We start from the raw sequence: 21,002 nt of genomic DNA on the forward strand, positions 1-21,002 counted from the left end.
AGTTGCTTTAGGAAGTTGCATTAACCGGTTTAATCTCCTCAACAGCTTCTTCCATTCCTGTGTTGGCATTAATGTAGATACGGTAACGCGAACCGTTAATTTTTCCACCGAATTCATAACAGAGAACGTCTTTGCTGTAGTCGTTCTCAATCAATGATTTGCGCACATAACTTTCCTTGAAATCGGAATTCAGTTTTTTACGTGCCTGCCCTGCAGTAAGTTTCGCGCTTGGAATCTGACGTTTGTCGTTATGCTCATACACGTAGTCACTTGCTTGAAAGCCGGTAACCTCGCCCGTATCCAGCCCTACACGTACTGACATCTTTTCGGGATATATTAATGTATCTCCTTGTTTGCGCACATACGTAAGGTTTGCCAGATTACCGAATTCATCGTAGTTGACAGCCTTCATATCCTTGTATCCCTTATTTTGAAGAAATTGATCGGCTTGTTTCATTGCCTCTTGACGGGATACTTTTTTGGCTCCAACCGGTCGTGTGTCACTGTACGAGATAAGCATTCCGCCATTGCGAGTAAAATCCATCATCAGTTTGCCGTTTCTGGCATGTTGGACAGTCGCTGTGTACGATTCCCAGTCCGTCCCTTTTCCGTTCTCCTGAATCTGAATTTTGCCGGTGTCCACATCCGAAAATTTGGCAGCCTTCTCTTGAATTTGCTCTTTGGATACAGGAAGTCCGCCAAGCTTCTTCACGGAACGTTTGCTAAACATATTAGAGACAGAAGGGCCCCAATCCAGTTCAGGATACTCTTGAACCTTTTTATTTACCGTTCTGAAGCCATCAACGATTGAGTTATCATTGGTTTGATCCTGAGTTGCCATAACAGTTTCAGCATCCATCCAGCGCAGACGATCGGTCAATACTTTTTGCTGTACTTCCTTCAGACTACTCTTGATCTCCGAAGAATTTTGATACAGCGTCTTCAGATTACCCATCTCCTTTTTACTGAGCGGCTCGTTTGTCAAATCACGCATGGATGCTTGGTACGCAAATTTTGAGATACGTGATAGGAACTCCTCCGTCTCATTAAAGGGAAGCATGCCGAGCGGCAGCTGATTGATTTCATTCTGCGCTTCGCTTGTAAGCCTCCACACATTCATCAATCCTTTGCGATGCATGCCTTGCGAGCTTGAATGAACAGCAAGTGTGTTTCCAATCTCCGAATGTAATTTGTCCATATGGAATGAGAGGTCGTGAAACGCACGTTGATATTGGTTCTCCGCCTTAATAAGTATCGCATTCTTTTCCTGATTCTCCTGATACCCCCACACCATCGCACCGATCAGGAGAACTGCAAATATCGGAAACATCACTGAACTTAATCGCTTATACACGGTAAATTCTCCTTTCTTCTAGGGTGTGTCTGAAAACATTGAAGGAAGCAGATTTCGCCGATTTTTCGTTCCAAGCCAGGAAGTTTACCGCAGGCGTGCCGGGGCACGTCAAGGGAAAGTGACGCAGCAGGGGACGAAAATCGGTAAAAGATGCACTTCAGTGGATTTTAAGACACGCCTTAACCACTGCCCTTATTGTGGATCGAAGAAAGACCTCTTATGCATGCGATTTCCAGTCAGAACGAAATTTGCCTATAAATGATCACCCTTTGCTATCTTATAACAGAAGTTCAGGTCCTCAGGTAATTGAAAATAGTCCGTTAGTGTAGCAAATAGCTTGTTGCCATACCCTCTTCCTCAATGTCGAATTGATCCTTGTTATCACAAAGACACTGTTTAAAGCCCGTATCAATACGGCCCAGTTCTTTCTTGCCTCTTAATGTGAATCGCTCACCACATTGCTTGCATCTTATTTTTATTTTGATTCTCGTCATCATACATCCCCGTTTCATATCGTCGTTCCCCGGGTTTATAGAACACAAAAAAGACACACCGGGGTCTGCGTTTTAAACGCTTTATGTCCACCAGTGTGTCCGTATTTCTATAATTTAATCTCTTCCTCTCGTTTCACGAAACGAAAAGGAGAACGATTATTGGCCCGTGTAATCTTACCTATTGCTCCATACCACAGACCCGCCATCAGAGGCGCGATGAACCATAACCAGTTATTCACCATCGTATTCATGATGACATCATACAATGCGTGCCAGAAAAATGGCAGAATGAGGGACAAACTGAGATACCAACGCTTTTTCTTCTTAACATCTATAAACTTGGCCTTACCCATGTAGTACCCCATAATAACAGCAAACATTGCATGACCGGATACGGGCAAAAGGGCTCTAATAAACATCCCTGAGACGGATGCGTTGCCTGCAAAAGCATATAGCACATTTTCCACCGTGGCGAAGCCCAATGATACCGCTACGGAATATAATATCCCATCATAAGGCTCATCAAATTCGGTGTGATTATAAATAATGTGATAAATCACAAACCATTTGACAAACTCCTCAACCCCGCCCGAGATCAAGATGGATTCAAGAATGGGATTCTCTCCAAACCACAGCATCATACCTCGTTGAATAATCATTACGGGCAGAACAATCAGAAAACCCATCAGAAATACTCGTAAAACGATGTGAAGTGGTTCATAATCATAACGGTCTTTAAGATAAAAGTATGTTAACAAGGCGAGACCCGGAGCAACTGCTGCAGCTAGTAGCGAAAACAAAAGCACCGAAATTCCCTCCTCTGACTAGTGAAGCGATTATTACTGGAGTTTACTCCTGACGTTTGAAGTGGGTGCAGATAACATCAATCGCTTGTTCAGGAATAACGACCTTTCCATACTCTTCCATGACAGCTGGTGTGACTGAAGAACCTTCGCCAAACTCAGCCAGCAATGCAATCAATGCCGCGTGTTTGGTAGTATCCACATCATCCGGTTCAAAATGTAAGAACCATTTATTTTTATAAGAATACAGTTTCCCCGCATCCGTAACATGTTGACGTAACATATGGGCAGCTTCAATCAGCACCTCAAAATCCTTAAACGCGTATACGATGGAGTCACTTTGCTCCAATGTAACTTCCATTTCATATACCTCTTCAGGAAGATCATCTTCATGACCTGAACCATATTGTTGCGGATCATATTTTCCACGAGTAACGATGACAACCATCCCTTGAGCGGGTAGTGCGAATACTTCAACAGCCAGCGGACCTGTAGCATCAAAGCCAAGTTCAGAATAAGCCTGGTCCATCATTTCAGTGAACAGTTCATGTACCTTCGGTAACTCCTGCCACATATCTTCTTTTTGTATTCCGCGCTCGCTCAGATCGTCAAAGGTCAGGAAAATCCGTATCTTATCGTGACTTAGTCGTTCTATTTTCATACAGGATCTCCCCTTTATAAGCAAGTCTTATAACAGATTATGAAGCACAAAACAATATGTGCTGAAAATAAATCTATGTAGTTATGTTATCATTTTATACCTGTAAATGCACGAAGTAAAATCAACAAAAAAAAGAATCAATCCACATCAAATCAAGACTGTGGATGATTCTTAATGGTTGCCGTGGGTTATAAACCCGGTATTGTTGTATTTGTTTGGCTCAAAATTTGCTCTACCTCATGTTTAACATCCGGGTTGGTACGAATAAAATCTTTAAGCATGTTCATATTTTCTTCTTTTTCTTTCGGTGTGATTACTCTGTTGCCTTTTGATGCCGCCTTGTGCGGTTCACCATGATGGTCGGGTTTATTGCTGAAGCTATCCATGCCAGGGAAAGTCATCTCCATCATTTTATGTTTGGCCTGGTCAACCATGTTTCGGGATGAACCTGAAGACAACATGGGCATTCTGCCTTTTGCTAACCAAGAACTGGCTGCAACGCCAACGACAATACCCCAGAAAAAGGATGACGCCTTCATTACACCAACCTCCTTTAAGTGTTAAAATCAAGAGTAGTGTTTGCTGTAGAAGACAATCTCATTCCGTATAAATACAGGAAAGTGAGTTGAAAAAATGCTAAAACACGCCACATCACTGTTACTCATCGCAGCTATGCTGCTATCTGCCTGCAGTTCACAAGACCATTCCTCCCCTGAATCCAATCAAACTAAAACAAGCACGGATATGACCCTTAACAATGGGAAGAACAAGCCCACCTCAAGTCATGAAATGGAGTCTGAAAAGTCAAAAAAAGATACATTAAATGATCTACCTAACCGAGCAAACGAAGAAACAGTTGGAACAAATCCAGCAGCTCCATCTACGAATGAAAATTCAAGTGAAGTACTTACGAAGAAGACATATCACATGAATTCGAGTTACGTTATTAAACCTAATAATGAATCCAGCCCTGCTAAAGTTGTCTTGTTAACATTTGACGACGGGCCAAAGGACGAAAAGATGATTACTTCACTTATTAATACATTAGATAAACATCAGGCCAAAGCCATTTTTTTTATCAATGGAAATCGAGTCAAACGTCAACCGGAATTATTGAAACTCATTCATAAGCGAGGACAGATTATCGGAAACCACGCTTGGGATCATGAAGATTTGAAGAAAATGTCCGGTTCAGAAGCTAGGAAACAGGTCACTGACGTTCAGCAGATTGTGAAAGACACCACTGGAGAGCAACCTCGGTTTTTCAGACCCCCTTTTGGCTCCGGAAATGATGCGTTGAAAGATGCGGTCAAAGAACAAGGCATGTTGTATATGACTTGGTCAAACGGCTCACTGGATTGGGATAAGAGCACCAAAAACAAACCAGACAAAGTCATCGAAAATGTTCTGGACCAACTGCATCCTGGAAGTAACATTTTAATGCATGAATTACCTTGGACAGTCGAGGCTCTGGACGAGTTATTAACACAGCTTGAGAAAAAGGGGTATTCCTTTGTTGATCCGCGTGCGATCGAGTTGCAGTCGCGTTAATAGATGCCAATGCTAGGGCTACTGCATCACTGCGAAAAAATGTAATGTGCGACAAAAAGCCCTGATCTTATTGATCAGGGCTTTTTGTTACAGGAACACGCAGAGTGATGAGATGGATCTCTGCGGGACAACCTAGCCTGAAGGGTAGATGGCTTGTACCAAACCCCCGGCTTACAAGCAATTTTCCTGAACGAGGATCTTCATCGCTACGTTTCAAGGAAAACCAGCCGCTCTTTACAGCCCGATAAGCCTTGCTCATCAATACGGGTCCTAACAACGGGACAACGATTTGTCCTCCATGGGTATGTCCACTCAGTATCAGATCTACATCAATGTCTAACCGCAATACTTCCAAAGGGTCGTGAATCAGTACGATTCTAGAACAACCCTCTCCCATATTTCGCAACAACCTCTCTGCCTGCTTTGAACGATAATCTAATCCGAGCAGTTGGATCTGTTCCATGCCTTTTTGCAAATAAACAGTCTTGTCTTGAAGGAGTTGCACGTTGGAATCAGCTAAAAGCCTAGACAAATAAGTGGTACCTGCCTTTTTGTCATGATTTCCATAAACAGCATAGGTTGGAGCCAACCCCGACAAAAACTTCATATTTTGTCTGACAACCGACCAGGAAAGTCCTTCTTCTGCTATATCTCCCCCGATGAGTATCCAATCAGCTCTCCCCCTCAACTGCTCCACTTCTTTTGTTTTCAACAATCGAGCATGGGTATCTGATAAAAAAATAATCTTGGCTCCGTCGAAAGAGGCTGGCAGATGGGCAAGTTCCACTTCGTCCTCAGTAATCACAGTTGCGTGAGCTTCACGCCACATATGAAAGAGAAGCAATACAACTACAACTAACATGAAAAAGACTAAACCGACTAACATTACCACGGTAATGGGAGGAATGTGTTTAAAGGAGGGGCTCCCTTAATTCCCCACCATACCAAACCAACGGTTAACATAATAAAAATAAAAATAAGTGAATTGACAAATCTTTTGCTTAATCTCAAACGGCGTGAAGGATGTAGCTCAGTTCGAGTGGGTAAAGTGCTGGCTTCGGAAACTGAACTTTCCTTCTGGTTTGCCGTTTTCTTGGAGCGACTAGGTGCTCGTTGCGGTAATACCGGACTCTCCAGTGAGGATGCACTCGACCCGCGTTGTGATCTCGGCAACGAAATTGAAGTAATTGGTGGAAGTCCCACTGTTTCTGTAGCAACTGCCGTTTCAGCAACGAAACTTGTCTGTGAAGCCGAGTTCCGCCCGGTTTTCTCTTTATTGTCCGAGTGACGCTGACGTTGGCTGCCATATGTTTTCATCCTGCTTAATGGCTGACTCATGATCCCCTCCGAAAACGTATCGCTAATCCGGATACTAGGTCAATGATAAAATGACACAAAATCGGTGCCCATAATGTGCCCGACTGCAAATAGATAAAACCCAATCCATAGCTCGAAACAAACACCCATCCTGTAGGAATCCAGTGGCGTAGATAACGAATATGAATAACTGCAAATAAAATACTTGTCCAGTATGGACCAATCGCATGTTGAATTGCACCGCGGAACAATAACTCTTCACATACAGCCACCAAGGCTGCTATACATACAATATGCCAGATTGGACGCCCCCGAAACAACAGTTCATTTATGCCCCCATCATCCATACTTTCCTGCGGTATAACATAGGACAGCACCAGATCCATAACAAGCATAATAGCAGCGAGACCAAGACCCCACCATAAAAAATGGAGAGGATCAGGCAAGGCTAGAACTTCGAATAAATCCCTTTTCTGAAGCAAAATCCATACGATCCCTACGACCAAAGTAAGCCCTTGGGTAAAGTACAGATTAATCAAGAGCAAACGTTCTGTTAATTGCTGTGGCTCTGCCTTCTGAATTTTAAACTTCGGAAATTTCTTATTTTTCATTGCATGCGTCTGTCCTCTTGAGTTATTTGATAATAATTTCATTGACCAATCCGATAGTATACTAAATGATAGCCAAAAAACCAATTCGGTTCAAGACCTGTCCCAAGTCCCGGTTGATCACCTCAAAACGTTACTTCATTAATGCAGTAAAATTCCTTTCACGAAACAGTATGTTTAAGCACTTAAATCTTAATATAATTTATTCTAGTGAGATCGAAGACACGCTCTGAAGTTCCAAAAATCATAACCTTTAACATGAAGAATTAAAACATTTAAGCCTATTGACATGCTCATGTAAGCCATGATACATTATGAAAAAATTAGTTACGTTAAACACGATGATGGAAAAAAGACATTGCTTTGTCCTTCAGAGAGCCGATGGTTGGTGAAAATCGGTGGCAGACAGATGATCTTGAGCGCTCCTGAGTTATTGCATTGAAATTGGAGTAGGTGCAATCGGTTTAGACCCGTTATCCTCTTCGGTCTTCATTGACCGCTAAGACTGTCGTTGCGAAACGGCGGTGAATTAGGGTGGTACCACGACAACTCTCGTCCCTTATTGCGCAAGCAGTATGTGGATTGAGAGTTTTTTTGATTATTTTTGATAAAAGAGTCCTGTGGAATCACCCTGTTAGTTTACCCTCCTCCTCTGCTACGACACCGCGTTGTTGGAGGGAAGGATCAATTTGGTTTTAAGGAACGTCTCCTGCCGGAGAACAAACCTTGACGATTATAGATATACAAATCTAAGGAGGAAGAAACCATGTACAAAGTGTTAGTGTCAGATCCAATCAGTGATCTGGGAATTCAGCAGCTGGTGGATGCAAGTGATGTCGTTGTCGAGAAGAAAACCGGACTTAGTGAAGATGAGCTTGTTGCTATTATCGGAGATTATGATGCCCTACTCGTTCGTAGCCAGACCCGTGTTACTGAACGTATTATGACGGCTGGTACCAATCTTAAAGTGATTGGGCGCGCAGGAGTTGGCGTAGATAATATTGAACTGGAACCTGCTACACAACGCGGTATTATTGTCATTAATGCACCTGACGGTAATACCATTACAACTTGTGAGCACACATTTGCCATGATGATGGCACTGGCACGACACATTCCGCAGGCATATGCCAAAACGATTCAGGGTACATGGGATCGTAAAACGTTCCTTGGTGTTGAATTAAGAAATAAAACACTCGGTGTGCTCGGTATGGGAAGAATCGGTAGCGAAGTAGCCAAACGTGCCAAAGCATTCGGCATGGACATTCTCGCTTATGATCCATTCCTTACAGAGGAGCGTGCCGAGAAACTACAAGTCAAGCTGGCAAGTGTTGATGATATTATCCGTAATGCGGACTTTATGACTGTGCACACTCCACTCACACCAGAAACACGTCATATGATTTCACGTCCGCAATTTGAAGTCATGAAAAAAGGCATGCGTATTATTAACTGTGCCCGCGGCGGTGTAGTTGATGAAATGGCGCTTGTAGAAGCGATTGATGAAGGAATTGTTGCTGGAGCAGCATTCGACGTATTTGAAAGTGAACCGCCTGCAGCAGATCATCCATTCCTGAATCATCCAAGCATTATCGTTACACCGCACTTGGGCGCATCAACCGTAGAGGCTCAAGAGAACGTTGCGATTGACGTATCTGAACAAGTGCTTCACATTCTTCGCAATGAACCATTTAAAAATGCAGTTAATATGCCAGCTGTCGCACCAACCGTTATGAACAAACTGCAACCATACTTTAAATTGGGTGAAACGCTAGGAAGTTTTGCAGCACAGATCACTCAAAATGCAGTCCAAGAGATTCGCATTGACTATGCCGGTGACCTATCAGAAGTGGATACATCACCACTCACTCGTTATATTGTGAAAGGCATTCTGGCAAGACATCTGGGCGGAGAGGCCAATATTGTCAACTCCATGCACTTGGCCAAAATTCGTGACCTGAATGTTGTTGTGAGCCAAACCTCTGCTACAAAAGGATTTACAAACCTAATTACCGTAACACTCGTAACAACACAAGATGCTGAAGAACGCCGTGTGGCAGGTACGCTTCTTGCAGGATACGGTGAACGGATTGTTCGTCTTGATAAATTCCCTGTAGATATCGCACCGGAAAGCCATCAAATTTTGATCTCGCACAACGATAAACCGGGTATCATCGGACGTGTAGGTACTTTGCTTGGTCAAAATGACGTAAACATTGCATCGATGCAGGTTGGCCGTAAAATTATCGGTGGTGCTGCGATCATGATCCTGACTGTTGATAAAGAAGTGCCGAAAGATGTACTTGTTCAGCTTACGTCTCTGCCTGAACTAAATACAGCTGTTGAGATTGTGCTCGGTTAATACACATGTAAATATTACACAAAGAGACGGGAACGATGAGCCCCGTCTCTTTTGCGTGCTATGAGATTGAAAATGGTTAACTTAATTGAATAATAGTTAAAGTGGCACCTGGTGGCGAAAGCACAGCCGTGCCCGCGAGGCCGAAAAGCTGAAGTTGAATGGTCGAACCAGCAGTAACCGAGACGATAAATTCTGTTTGCAATTGACTCAAGGAAAGCGCAGGCGAGACAACACTGGCTGGAATCGCTGCGCCATTAAGCAACACCCGGGACTGTATTAGAGCTGCAGCTGTTAAACTGATTTTGTAAGAAATAAAGTACCTTCCTGTGTTAGCTAAAGTAAAAGTATCGCTAGTTCCATTAACCGTAATACCTGTTCCGATGTTTTGATTGTTTGTCAGTGGGATTAATGTACCACCCAAAAGAACAAGGATCGTACCACTCGTATTTTCAGCAAAAGCTGAGGTTGCTGTTACGGACGTACCTGTTGCTCCGGTGGCTCCTGTTGCGCCCGTAATGCTTGCTCCGGTGACTCCAGTGACTCCGGCTGTGCCCGTTGCACCAGTCCCCCCTGTTGCTCCAGTCACTCCGGCGATACCCGTCGCCCCGGTTTCGCCAGTCGCTCCGGTGGCTCCTGTTGCACCCGTAATGCTTGCGCCCGTTGCTCCAGTCACTCCGGCCGTACCTGTCGCTCCGGTCACCCCAGTTTCGCCAGTCGTTCCCGTCACTCCCGTGGCTCCTGTTGCACCCGTAATGCTTGCGCCCGTTGCTCCAGTCACTCCGGCCGTACCCGTCGCTCCGGTCACCCCGGTTTCGCCAGTCGTTCCCGTTACTCCCGTGGTTCCTGTTGCACCCGTAATGCTTGCTCCGGTTACCCCAGTCACTCCGGCCATACCCGTCGCTCCGGTCACCCCGGTTTCGCCAGTCGTTCCCGTTACTCCCGTGGCTCCTGTTGCACCCGTAATGCTTGCGCCCGTTGCTCCAGTCACTCCGGCCGTACCCGTTGCACCAGTCACCCCGGTTCCACCAGTCGTTCCCGTTACTCCCGTGGCTCCAATTTCCCCAGTTACACCTGTTGCCCCTGCACTTGCTAATAACGTGTAATCCGGCGAAGTGCCTGGCGTGCCTGTTGGCGCGGCTACATTGGTGATATACGTACTACCATCAAACGTCACCACTTGACCGGCTGGATATGTCGGAGCTACCGCTGGGTCAAATACTACGATGCCACTCAATCCTACACCCGTGGCTCCTGTTGCACCCGTAATGCTTACGCCAGTTGCTCCAGTCACTCCCGTTTCACCTGTCGCACCCGTTATTCCCGTTTCACCAGTTACACCTGTCGCCCCTGCACTTGCTAATAACGTGTAGTCCGGCGAAGTGCCTGGCGTGCCTGTTGGCGCGGCTACATTGGTGACATACGTACTGCCATTGAACGTCACCACTTGACCAACTGGGTACGTTGGAGCTACCGCTGGGTCAAATGCTACGATGCCACTCAATCCTACACCCGTGGCTCCTGTTGCACCCGTAATGCTTGCACCGGTTGCTCCGGTTTCTCCGGCTGTGCCTGTTGCGCCTGTCGCCCCTGCTCCAGCAATCAATGTGTAATCCGGCGAAGTGCCTGGTGTACCCGTTGGCGCGGCTACATTGGTGATATACGTACTACCATCAAACGTCACCACTTGACCAGCTGGATATGTCGGAGCTACCGCTGGGTCAAATGCTACGATGCCACTCAATCCTACACCCGTGGCTCCTGTTGCACCCGTAATGCTTATGCCAGTTGCTCCAGTCACTCCCGTTTCACCAGTTACACCTGTCGCCCCTGCACTTGCTAATAACGTGTAGTCCGGCGAAGTGCCTGGCGTACCCGTTGGCGCGGCTACATTGGTGATATACGTACTACCATCAAACGTCACCACTTGACCAGCTGGATATGTCGGAGCTACCGCTGGGTCAAATGCTACGATGCCACTCAATCCTACACCCGTGGCTCCTGTTGCACCCGTAATGCTTACGCCAGTTGCTCCAGTCACTCCCGTTTCACCTGTCGCCCCTGCACTTGCTAATAACGTGTAGTCTGGCGAAGTGCCTGGCGTGCCTGTTGGCGCAGCTGCATTGGTGATATACGTATTGCCATTGAACGTCACCACTTGACCGGCTGGGTATGTCGGAGCTACCGCTGGGTCAAATGCTACGATGCCACTCAATCCTACACCTGTCGCTCCTGTTGCACCTGTAATGCTTGCACCGGTTGCTCCGGGCTCTCCGGCTGTGCCCGTTGCGCCTGTTGCCCCTGCACTTGCTAATAAGGTGTAATCCGGTGAAGTGCCTGGCGTGCCCGTTGGCGCAGCTGCATTGGTGATATACGTATTGCCATTGAACGTCACCACTTGACCGGCTGGGTATGTCGGAGCTACCGCTGGGTCAAATGCCACAATGCCGCTTAATCCTGCACCCGTGGCTCCTGTTGCACCCGTAATGCTTACGCCAGTTGCTCCAGTCACTCCCGTTTCACCAGTTACACCTGTTGCCCCTGCACTTGCTAATAACGTGTAGTCCGGCGAAGTGCCTGGCGTACCCGTTGGCGCGGCTACATTGGTGATATACGTACTACCATCAAACGTCACCACTTGACCAGCTGGATATGTCGGGGCTACCGCTGGGTCAAATGCTACGATGCCACTCAATCCTACACCCGTGGCTCCTGTTGCACCCGTAATGCTTGCACCGGTTGCTCCGGTCTCTCCGGCTGTTCCCGTTGTGCCAGTCACCCCGGTTTCACCAGTCGCTCCCGTTATTCCTGTTTCCCCAGTTACACCCGTGACACCTGTCGCCCCTGCACTTGCTAATAACGTGTAGTCTGGCGAAGTGCCTGGCGTACCCGTTGGCGGGGCTACATTGGTGATATACGTACTACCATCAAACGTCACCACTTGACCAGCTGGATATGTCGGAGCTACCGCTGGGTCAAATGCTACGATGCCACTCAATCCTACACCCGTGGCTCCTGTTGCACCTGTAATGCTTGCACCGGTTGCTCCGGTCTCTCCGGCTGTTCCCGTTGTGCCAGTCACCCCGGTTTCACCAGTCGCTCCCGTTATTCCTGTTTCCCCAGTTACACCCGTGACACCTGTCGCCCCTGCACTTGCTAATAACGTGTAGTCTGGCGAAGTGCCTGGCGTACCCGTTGGCGCAGCTGCATTGGTGATATACGTATTGCCATTGAACGTCACCACTTGACCGGCTGGGTATGTCGGAGCTACCGCTGGGTCAAATGCCACAATGCCGCTTAATCCTGCACCCGTGGCTCCTGTTGCACCCGTAATGCTTACGCCAGTTGCTCCAGTCACTCCCGTTTCACCAGTTACACCTGTTGCCCCTGCACTTGCTAATAACGTGTAGTCCGGCGAAGTGCCTGGCGTACCCGTTGGCGCGGCTACATTGGTGATATACGTACTACCATCAAACGTCACCACTTGACCAGCTGGATATGTCGGAGCTACCGCTGGGTCAAATGCCACAATGCCGCTTAATCCTGCACCCGTGGCTCCTGTTGCACCCGTAATGCTTGCACCGGTTGCTCCGGTCTCTCCGGCTGTGCCCGTTGCGCCTGTTGCCCCTGCACTTGCTAATAACGTGTAATCCGGTGAAGTGCCTGGCGTGCCCGTTGGCGCGGCTACATTGGTGACGTACGTGCTACCATTGAACGTCACCACTTGACCGGCTGGATATGTCGGAGCTACCGCTGGGTCAAATGCTACGATGCCACTCAATCCTACACCAGTGGCTCCCGTGGTCCCTGTTATACCTGTACTACCAGTTACACCCGCCCCAGTAGCACCTGTTCCTCCTGTGGCTCCTGCACTTGCTAATAACGTGTAGTCTGGCGAAGTGCCTGGCGTGCCCGTTGGCGCGGCTACATTGGTGACGTACGTGCTCCCATTGAACGTCACCACTTGACCGGCTGGGTACGTCGGGGCTACCGCTGGGTCAAATGCCACGATACCGCTTAATCCTACACCTGTCGCTCCCGTTGAACCAGTAACTCCTGTCGATCCTGTAGCTCCTGATGGCCCTGCTCCAGCAAGTAATGTATAATCTGGGGAACTTCCAGGCGTACCTGTCGGTGAAGCGACATTCGTAATATACGTACTGCCATTAAATGTGACCACTTGGCCTGCTGAATACGTCGGCGCAACAGCCGGATCAAAGGGTACAACTCCCTCCAAACCTATACCTGTTGCTCCGGTGGCTCCAGTTGAGCCTGCTCCTGCAAGCAACGAATAGTCTGGTGAACTTCCAGGTGTACCCGTTGGCGCGGCGACATTCGTAATATATGTGCTACCATTAGACGTTACAATCTGACCTAATGGATATGTTGGCGCTTGAGCAGGATCGAATGTAACAATCCCAGTGAGCCCTACACCTGTAGCGCCGGTTGCCCCTGTCGGTCCTGCACCAGCGATTAGTGTATAATCAGGTGAACTTCCAGGCGTACCTGTCGGTGAAGCGACATTAGTAATATACGTACTGCCATTGAATGTGACCACTTGGCCTGCTGAATACGTTGGCGCTTGAGCTGGGTCAAAGGTGATAGCACCGTTAAGTCCCACCCCAGTAGCTCCTGTCACCCCTGATGCAGCGATCAATGTATAGTCCGAAGATGTACCTGGTGTGCCTGTCGGACCTGCCACACTGGCAATATAAGTACTGCCATTATAAGTAACCACTTGACCTGCAGAATATCCAGGTGCAAGAGCAGCATCAAAAGCAACAGCTCCAGAAAGTCCTACACCTGTTGCCCCTGTTGCACCTGTAGAACCGGCGGCAAGTAAGAGCGTGTAATCAGGTGAACTTCCAGGTACACCCACCGGGCCATTTACGTTGGCCACATAAAGACTTCCCTCATAACTAACAACCTGACCTTGAGCGTAAGTTGATCCAGCTACAGGGTTAAACGTTGTAATATTGTTTAATCCTACACCAGGAATTCCTGTCGCTCCTTGTGGTCCTTGTGGTCCTTGTGGACCCTGCGGGCCTATAGGGCCGACAGCACCCCCAGATCCAGCTGGCCCTGCTGCACCTGTTGGACCCGTAGCACCTCTCACTCCAGGAACTCCAGGGACTCCTGGTACCCCCGGAACACCGGGAGGACCTGCTGCCCCCGTAATCCCCCCTGTACCAAAAGTCGTTGTGGCTCTGCTTAACGAGATCGATATGGAACGAATTAATCCAACTAACCGATCCTTTACTTCGGGAGGTACCTCCAAAAGTAATGTTACACTCAACAAGTCATCCAACAGATTTTGCACATTCCCTGCAAGATTAATTAGAGGAACAGGAATGACTTCAGAAGAAGCAATGGTCAGTTCTAATACAGCTTGGAGCTCCGCTTTTACCCCAGCACGCAACTCAGATTCGTTCACAAATGTAAGTAATTGACGTAATCCGTTCTGCAGCGCAAGTATATTCGCCGCACTCGGCTGACTAATTGCAGCGGGAATGGTTACAGCAAGAGAACGAAGAATAGACTCATATTGCTCAAGTTCACTAACTGTTATGGGGATAAACGGCGAACCTGCCCGGAATGATCTCCCTTCCAAAAACGCTTTAATATTCACTCTTTTACGTCCATCGGACATACTTGACTCAATCCTCCTTTGACATCTTATTTTTCAATCTTATGAAGGAGGAGATCAAAAATTATCTTGGACATTTTATTGCGTACAAAAAGAATACGACCTGTTCCACGTTGAACAAGATTAAACGGAATACTTCAACAAAAAAACACCCTCAATTAGAGGGTGTTTCGGCAATTTTTGTTTAAAATCCACCTATTTCGAAGATTCTACGGGAAATTGCAAAATAAACTCCGTACCTTCACCAAGCACACTATTGACATGAATCGTGCCCTGATGAGCATCTACGATATTTTTTACAATCGCAAGACCGAGTCCTGTTCCCACGCTCTCTCCCCGAACCCGAGCTTTATCTGCTTTATAAAAACGTTCAAAAATAAAAGGCAAGTCTGAAGTGGGGATGCCCACACCCTGATCTTTTATACTTACCTTGGCAAATGGAGCGCGCAGATGAGTGACAAGCTCAGCAGAGATTTTTACACTTTTACCACCAGGTGTGTGCCTGAAAGCATTATCCAATAAATTCGTGAATACCTGCTCCAGCCTGTCTTCATCAGCCTGTTGAAGTGGGATCGTCTGTTGTTTGCATTCAAATTGAAGCTGAATCTCCTGCTCTTTTGAGCGAACCATAAATTTTCGATAGACACGTTCAAGAAGTTCACCCAGCTCAACTTCCTTCATGTTCATATCGGTATGTCCTGCATCCATTCGGGCCAGATCAAGCAAATCCTTCACCAGTCTGCCCATCCGCAGCGACTCGTCATGAATAACCTGAATCAGTTCTTCACTCTCTTCGGGTGATGTCGCCATCCCGTCAAGTAGCGCCTCACTGTATCCTTGCATCATTGATAACGGTGTACGAATTTCATGAGATACATTGGCAACGAAGTCCCGACGCATCTTCTCCATTTTCACTTCTTCGGTAACATCTCTCAACACAGCCACTGCACCCCGCACCACACTATCTGCATACAAAGGGGCCATTTGCACAGACCATACTCCTTGTTGAACGTGAACATTGGAGCTCTGGTCCCCTCCTTGCTCCATCACCAGTCTGAATAAGGGTACCAGCGGTTCAGGAACATCCCGAGACGGATTCGCAGACGGATACCCATCTAATCCTTCATCCTCCTGAGCCCAGTCGAGAGCATACCAGGCCTGCATAATTTTCTCACCAGGCGGATTCGTCAAGATCACCTTGCCCTCACCATCAAAAGTAATCACGGCATCCGTCATGCTTCTTAGCACACTCGCCAAATGTTCCTTCTCATGATTCAAATTTCGAATGGTATCTTCCAGTTGAACCGCCATGTGATTAAACGTGTATGCAAGTTCACCGATTTCGTCATTGGTACGAAGAGAAAGTCTCGTTTCATACTTCCCCTTGCGGATGGCGTTAGCTGCTTGAATTAATTGCTGCATGGGCTGTGTGATCTTAGTGAACAGAAACAATGCAAAAAACGTAGTTAAGCTAAATCCGACAATGCAAATATAAGTAAACAGCCTTTTGATATCTCTGGATTCAGACTCAGCAAAGTTAGTATCAATATAGGGCAACAGAAACAAACCCAGCGCAATAAGTACACAACCGACAAGGCAAATAATCGTTATCCATAACTTTCCAACCAATGATCTCCAGAAAGCAAAGTTATTTCGGTACTTCCAGTTTATAACCGACACCCCACACAGTTGTTATCATCGCTGCCGATTCAGGTGATACCTTGTTCAGCTTCTCACGAAGACGCTTTACATGGGTATCTACGGTGCGAAGATCACCGAAAAATTCATAGTTCCATACATCCTTAAGCAGTTCTTCTCTGGAGAAAACTTTGTCAGGAGATGTTGCAAGATAATGCAGCAACTCGTATTCTTTCGGCGTTAAGCTGATTTCTTCGCCACCCGCAGTCACTCGGTGAGCATCATGCTCAATAACGAGATGCGGAAAAACAATATTGTTGCTCGAGTTACTCTCCTTGGAAAGATATGCAGTAGCTGAAGAACGACGCAAGATGGCCTTCACCCGATAAATAACCTCACGCGGGCTAAACGGCTTCACAACATAGTCATCTGCCCCTACTTCAAAACCTTGTACACGATTAATCTCTTCCCCTTTTGCGGTGAGCATTAATACAGGGGTAGATTTCACCTGACGAAGTCGGGTACACACTTCAACACCGTCCATGCCTGGAAGCATGACATCAAGCAAAATGAGACCGTAATCTCCAGCCGTCGCTTTACGAAGTGCTGTTTCGCCATCCTCCGCTTCATCAATTTCATACCCTTCTTTTTCAAGATACATTTTAAGCAGTCTGCGGATTCTTTCTTCATCATCCACGACCAAAATACGATTCTCATGTTCTGACATGCCCACTCAAGCCCCTTTACAATACTCCTCATCACTTCTATTATGTTCGATCTTGCGAACAATATTTGAATACCCAGTTCTGGTGAACGGGTACATCATGAATTTACCGTTGTTTTGCCCACTAGTTTGAATGCACTATCCTAGTCTGCACCAGCATAAGAATGTAATCCCGCAATGATCAGATTTACCCCAACCAGTGTAAACATGACGACCAGAAAACCAAGCACAGCAAGCCATGCCGACTTTTGACCTTGCCATCCTTTGGATAAACGTAGGTGCAGATAAACACTATAATACAGCCAAGTAATCAATGCCCATACCTCTTTGGGATCCCAGCCCCAGAAACGACTCCAGGCAATCTGAGCCCAAATCATGGCAAAAATTAAAGCTCCCAGCGTAAAAATAGGGAATCCGATCGCGATAGCACGATAACTAATCTCATCGAGGTCATCTGCGTCAATACCATTCATCATCGGCTGTAACGCCTGTCCAAGCGGTCTGCGTACAATTAAACGAATAATACCGTATAGAATCAGACCTGTAATGATCGACCAAACGACTGTATTTAGCTTACGTCCTGCATTCACGCCATTCATCCACGAAGGCGTTTCAAGTAACGGCTCTTTCATTCCGAGAAACGGTTTTATGCTCTCCACTTCACTATTATATGGAGCAAAAATAGGAGGCATGCGATAAATCACTTTCTCTATTGTACTATTTTCCTCTCCCTTTGTGTCAATGCTGACTGTTTTCTGAGCAAAAACGGCTTCATAGCCAGCTGCACGGAAAGCAAATACCGTTCCAATAAATCCGATGACTACGACAATTGTTATGAGCGTGAATTCTACCCACCCGCGCTGACGGCGAGAAGACTTGTCTTTTCCACTAAAATCAACCGTTCGAAGCAGGTACATGAATCCGGCAGCAAAACCTACAGCGAAAAACGCTTCACCCAAGGCTGCCAGCGTAACGTGAATTTTTAACCAGATTGATTGCAATGCTGGAATCAGTGGTTGAACTTCCTGAGGAAATACGGCAGCGTATGCCATAATGATAATTGTAAGTGGAAGTGCAAACAAGCCCAGCAGAGATTTCCGATAAATCGCATATACTACGATAAATGCAACCATGATCATCATGGATAAAAAGGACATAAACTCGTACATATTACTTACCGGAATATGGCCTGCACCAATCCAGCGTGTGACGAAGAAAACAAAATGTGCAGTTAACGCAACCGTAGATGCTACAAAAGCACGTTTACCCCAACGATTCATATGATCCAGGGGATCACGGTTACTCCATTTCTTGCCCATGACGGCCACGGCATATAATAAAAACGCAGCACAATACAGAAAAAAAGATACGATAAATGCGTCGCTGCTGAAATCCAGTATATTCATGCTTGGTTCCCCCCGTTATCCAACGACTTCTCATCCACTTCCAGATTCATCTGTTTCAAAATACCAGCAACTTCTCGTCTGAAGCCGAACCAGTTTTTGTTGGTATGCCCGCCAAGCGTAATTCGCTCATCATCGAATCGAATCCAAATGCGGCGATGATGCCAATAAAAGCCCATGACAAGACCCAGCATGACAATTCCAGCCCCTACCCATACAAACGGCATTGCTTTGTCCACGCGTATATTCAGGTAACTTACCGATTGAATAAGGTCAACCTTGTCCATGCTATCAACCTCCAGCTGCAAAGGAAGTTCTCCTCCTACCAATTGACGATTGATTGCGTCCTGCTGAAAACGTTGCTTGTCTATTTGTTTGGCAAAATATAAGTACTGAATTCCCTTATCCGGCAAATCCGGTCCTTCGATATGAAAGAGGAATGCAGGTGCATTGGGCGAAGGTGATTTGGATTTAGGCTCTCCTTTGTCGTCCAGCGCAAAGTCCATGAATTTTTCTTTAACAGTCAGTTTATAAGGACCTGCTTCAAAGGAGCGTTGTGTATCCATCATATCAATCTTCAAAGCACCGTAAACTTCCCCAGTCTTCGCATTGACCAGATCCGGAGTGACCGAGCGAATCGTCGGCGTGAGATCATAGTCAAACTGGTATGCCTTCAGACCTTGGTAATTCAGAGGATGGTTCACTCGAACATCATGTCTTGCAACCTCTGCAAGCTGAGGTTTTTTGGAGAGATCCGAGCAATCTGCTGTGCATTCATATAAAACGACCTTGGTTTCAAACAATTTGGGAACCGTTTTATTCAAATTTTTGAACTGCTCCGGCACTTCATCTTCACTGTAAAACTCTACACTAAACTTTTCGTTTTTCAGATACATGGACGTATTCGGAATTTTTTTGATTTCTCCTTCGGGGAAAGCCACATGCTCGTCCAGATTTAAACCTGGAAGTCCACGTGCGAGTACAGCGAGCAGGAAAATGATAAGTCCAATATGAATGACATAAGGACCCCATCGGCTAAAACGCTGCTTCTCAGCAAGCAATGCATCCCCTTGCGTATGAACACGATACCCTCTCTTACGCAGCGGAGTAACCGCTTTCTTAATCCACTCTTCAGGCGCCTCTTCGACGGAACCTTGATACACGAGACGTTGTCTCGTCAGGAATTGTAAATGTTTCCGAATACGCTGCTTGTTCAGCGCCTTGTAAAGCGGAAGCACACGATCCAGACTACAGATGACAAGCGAAGCTCCAATCATCACCAATAGTGTAATAAACCACCAAGATTCATATGTATGAGATAGACCCAGAAGATAATAAATATGGCCTAACTGACCATAGGTTTCTTTGTAATAAACGGAAGGATCCATATTCAGAAACGTACTCTCTTGCGGGTAGATCGTGCCCAGCATAGAGCCAACAAGTGTAAGAACGATCATATAAACAGCAATTTTGACGGATGAGAAAAAATTCCATATGCGATCAATAATGTTGGGATTACTGCGCTGTGAACGCCGTGCCATGCCATCATAACGCATCTCCAGCACTTCATTCGATTGAACCGTTTCCTCCAGAAGCGGCTTACCACATGCTTCACATAATACGGTTCCTACCGGATTCTGATGACCACACTCACATTTTGTATTTTGGAACACAAGTAGACCTCCTGTCAGGGCTGCTTCGCCAGCTGTGAGATTTGAGCGTCAAGTGTGTCCAAATCCAATTGCCCGATATGAATAGTGGAGATTTTACCCGAATCAGACACAAAAAATGTTGTTGGCATCGGTGAGATTCCATAGTCCCGAACTGAATTTTTGTCCCGGTCTAACATAATCGGAAATGTAACACCCACTTGCTTCACAAAATTTTCAACCGTCATCTGGTCTTCTCCAACGTTGATTCCGACAAATTGGACACCCCTATCCTTCCATTTGTCAGCCTGCGCTTGAAGTGCAGGCATCTCTTTCACACAAGGTTCACACCATGTGCCCCAGAAATTGATAACCATCGCTTTCCCTTGATACTCATCAGACGTATGAACTTGACCATCCAGGCCCAGCAGTTCAAAAGAAGGGGCTTGATCCCCTTCCTTTGGTTTGCCATTCGAGCCGGATACCGATGTTGTAATCGCGTATCCGCCCAACACCAGGATCAAGCACAAAATAACGATTTGCACCGTTCTTCTTGATTTCCCCATGTGCTGCTCCCCTTTGAAGTGACGATTTCGTTAGCTATATAAGTTGAAATAAAGATTTTACACAGCCCACTCTAATGACAGAATACCCTTACAATCGCTGTTATCCCAGATTTTTTGAATCCCCTTTTCTTAAAGGAAAAATCCGGTGATAAAGGCGAGCGCTTCGCTTTTCCAGGTTTTTTCTGTCCTCTCCGTTAATGTGTAAAAGAAGTATTCCACTTATTTAGA

Annotated in this window: 15 protein-coding genes and 1 other annotated feature; of the genes, 3 read left to right on the plus strand and 12 right to left on the minus strand. The window is 46.4% G+C overall.

From position 1 onward, the window contains the following. Positions 1-7: 7 nt before the first annotated feature. The 4 genes from ypeB to AC1VYS_RS17825 all read right to left on the minus strand — a co-directional run bounded on the left by ypeB (position 8) and on the right by AC1VYS_RS17825 (position 3,851). On the minus strand, positions 8-1,354 hold the full coding sequence (gene ypeB / locus AC1VYS_RS17810) for a germination protein YpeB (protein WP_482910818.1): 1,347 nt from the start codon (positions 1,352-1,354) through the stop codon (positions 8-10). A 601-nt stretch (positions 1,355-1,955) separates the two neighbouring features. Beyond that, positions 1,956-2,654, minus strand: coding sequence for a glutamic-type intramembrane protease PrsW (gene prsW, locus AC1VYS_RS17815; RefSeq protein ID WP_482910819.1), 699 nt, complete (start codon positions 2,652-2,654; stop codon positions 1,956-1,958). Positions 2,655-2,697: 43 nt separating this feature from the next. Beyond that, the gene (locus AC1VYS_RS17820; protein ID WP_482910820.1) at positions 2,698-3,312 is read right to left on the minus strand and encodes a genetic competence negative regulator; all 615 of its coding nucleotides are present in this window, start codon (positions 3,310-3,312) and stop codon (positions 2,698-2,700) included. Positions 3,313-3,500: 188 nt separating this feature from the next. Further along, positions 3,501-3,851 (minus strand): hypothetical protein, encoded by a 351-nt coding sequence (locus AC1VYS_RS17825; protein WP_482910821.1) that lies wholly within the window; start codon positions 3,849-3,851, stop codon positions 3,501-3,503. 250 nt (positions 3,852-4,101) lie between these two features. Here AC1VYS_RS17825 and AC1VYS_RS17830 point away from each other — a divergent pair, with 250 nt between their 5' ends. Beyond that, positions 4,102-4,863: a polysaccharide deacetylase family protein gene (locus tag AC1VYS_RS17830; protein WP_482934391.1), complete on the plus strand. Its 762-nt coding sequence runs from the start codon at positions 4,102-4,104 to the stop codon at positions 4,861-4,863. A gap of 67 nt (positions 4,864-4,930) precedes the next feature. Here the strand turns inward: AC1VYS_RS17830 and AC1VYS_RS17835 are convergent, their stop codons facing one another. After that, positions 4,931-5,749, minus strand: a complete 819-nt coding sequence (locus AC1VYS_RS17835) for a metallophosphoesterase (RefSeq protein ID WP_482910823.1) — start codon at positions 5,747-5,749, stop codon at positions 4,931-4,933. Positions 5,750-5,902: 153 nt separating this feature from the next. Here AC1VYS_RS17835 and AC1VYS_RS17840 point away from each other — a divergent pair, with 153 nt between their 5' ends. Further along, on the plus strand, positions 5,903-6,151 hold the full coding sequence (locus AC1VYS_RS17840; RefSeq protein ID WP_482910824.1) for a hypothetical protein: 249 nt from the start codon (positions 5,903-5,905) through the stop codon (positions 6,149-6,151). A gap of 46 nt (positions 6,152-6,197) precedes the next feature. Here AC1VYS_RS17840 and AC1VYS_RS17845 read toward each other — a convergent pair whose 3' ends face one another. Beyond that, positions 6,198-6,791, minus strand: a complete 594-nt coding sequence (locus AC1VYS_RS17845) for a CPBP family glutamic-type intramembrane protease (RefSeq protein ID WP_482910825.1) — start codon at positions 6,789-6,791, stop codon at positions 6,198-6,200. A 329-nt stretch (positions 6,792-7,120) separates the two neighbouring features. Next, positions 7,121-7,351 (plus strand) — a binding site (T-box leader). Positions 7,352-7,554: 203 nt separating this feature from the next. Here AC1VYS_RS17845 and serA point away from each other — a divergent pair. Beyond that, positions 7,555-9,150, plus strand: coding sequence for a phosphoglycerate dehydrogenase (gene serA, locus AC1VYS_RS17850; RefSeq protein WP_090917287.1), 1,596 nt, complete (start codon positions 7,555-7,557; stop codon positions 9,148-9,150). A 76-nt stretch (positions 9,151-9,226) separates the two neighbouring features. Here serA and AC1VYS_RS17855 read toward each other — a convergent pair whose 3' ends face one another. The 6 genes from AC1VYS_RS17855 to AC1VYS_RS17880 form a co-directional block, all read right to left on the minus strand. Further along, entirely contained in the window at positions 9,227-14,797 is a 5,571-nt protein-coding gene (locus AC1VYS_RS17855) for a BclA C-terminal domain-containing protein (protein ID WP_482910826.1), read from the minus strand. A gap of 192 nt (positions 14,798-14,989) precedes the next feature. Next, positions 14,990-16,216, minus strand: a complete 1,227-nt coding sequence (locus AC1VYS_RS17860; protein ID WP_482934392.1) for an ATP-binding protein — start codon at positions 16,214-16,216, stop codon at positions 14,990-14,992. Between the two features lie 226 nt (positions 16,217-16,442). Further along, positions 16,443-17,159: a response regulator transcription factor gene (locus AC1VYS_RS17865; protein WP_110894386.1), complete on the minus strand. Its 717-nt coding sequence runs from the start codon at positions 17,157-17,159 to the stop codon at positions 16,443-16,445. Between the two features lie 140 nt (positions 17,160-17,299). Then, entirely contained in the window at positions 17,300-18,562 is a 1,263-nt protein-coding gene (gene ccsA / locus AC1VYS_RS17870) for a cytochrome c biogenesis protein CcsA (protein WP_482910828.1), read from the minus strand. Beyond that, positions 18,559-20,232: a cytochrome c biogenesis protein ResB gene (resB, locus tag AC1VYS_RS17875; protein ID WP_482910829.1), complete on the minus strand. Its 1,674-nt coding sequence runs from the start codon at positions 20,230-20,232 to the stop codon at positions 18,559-18,561. Before resB ends, ccsA begins: the two co-directional genes overlap by 4 nt. A 14-nt stretch (positions 20,233-20,246) precedes the next feature. After that, positions 20,247-20,774, minus strand: a complete 528-nt coding sequence (locus AC1VYS_RS17880; protein WP_482910830.1) for a redoxin family protein — start codon at positions 20,772-20,774, stop codon at positions 20,247-20,249. Between the last annotated feature and the right edge of the window lie 228 nt (positions 20,775-21,002).

This window comes from Paenibacillus sp. G34 (assembly GCF_056856875.1).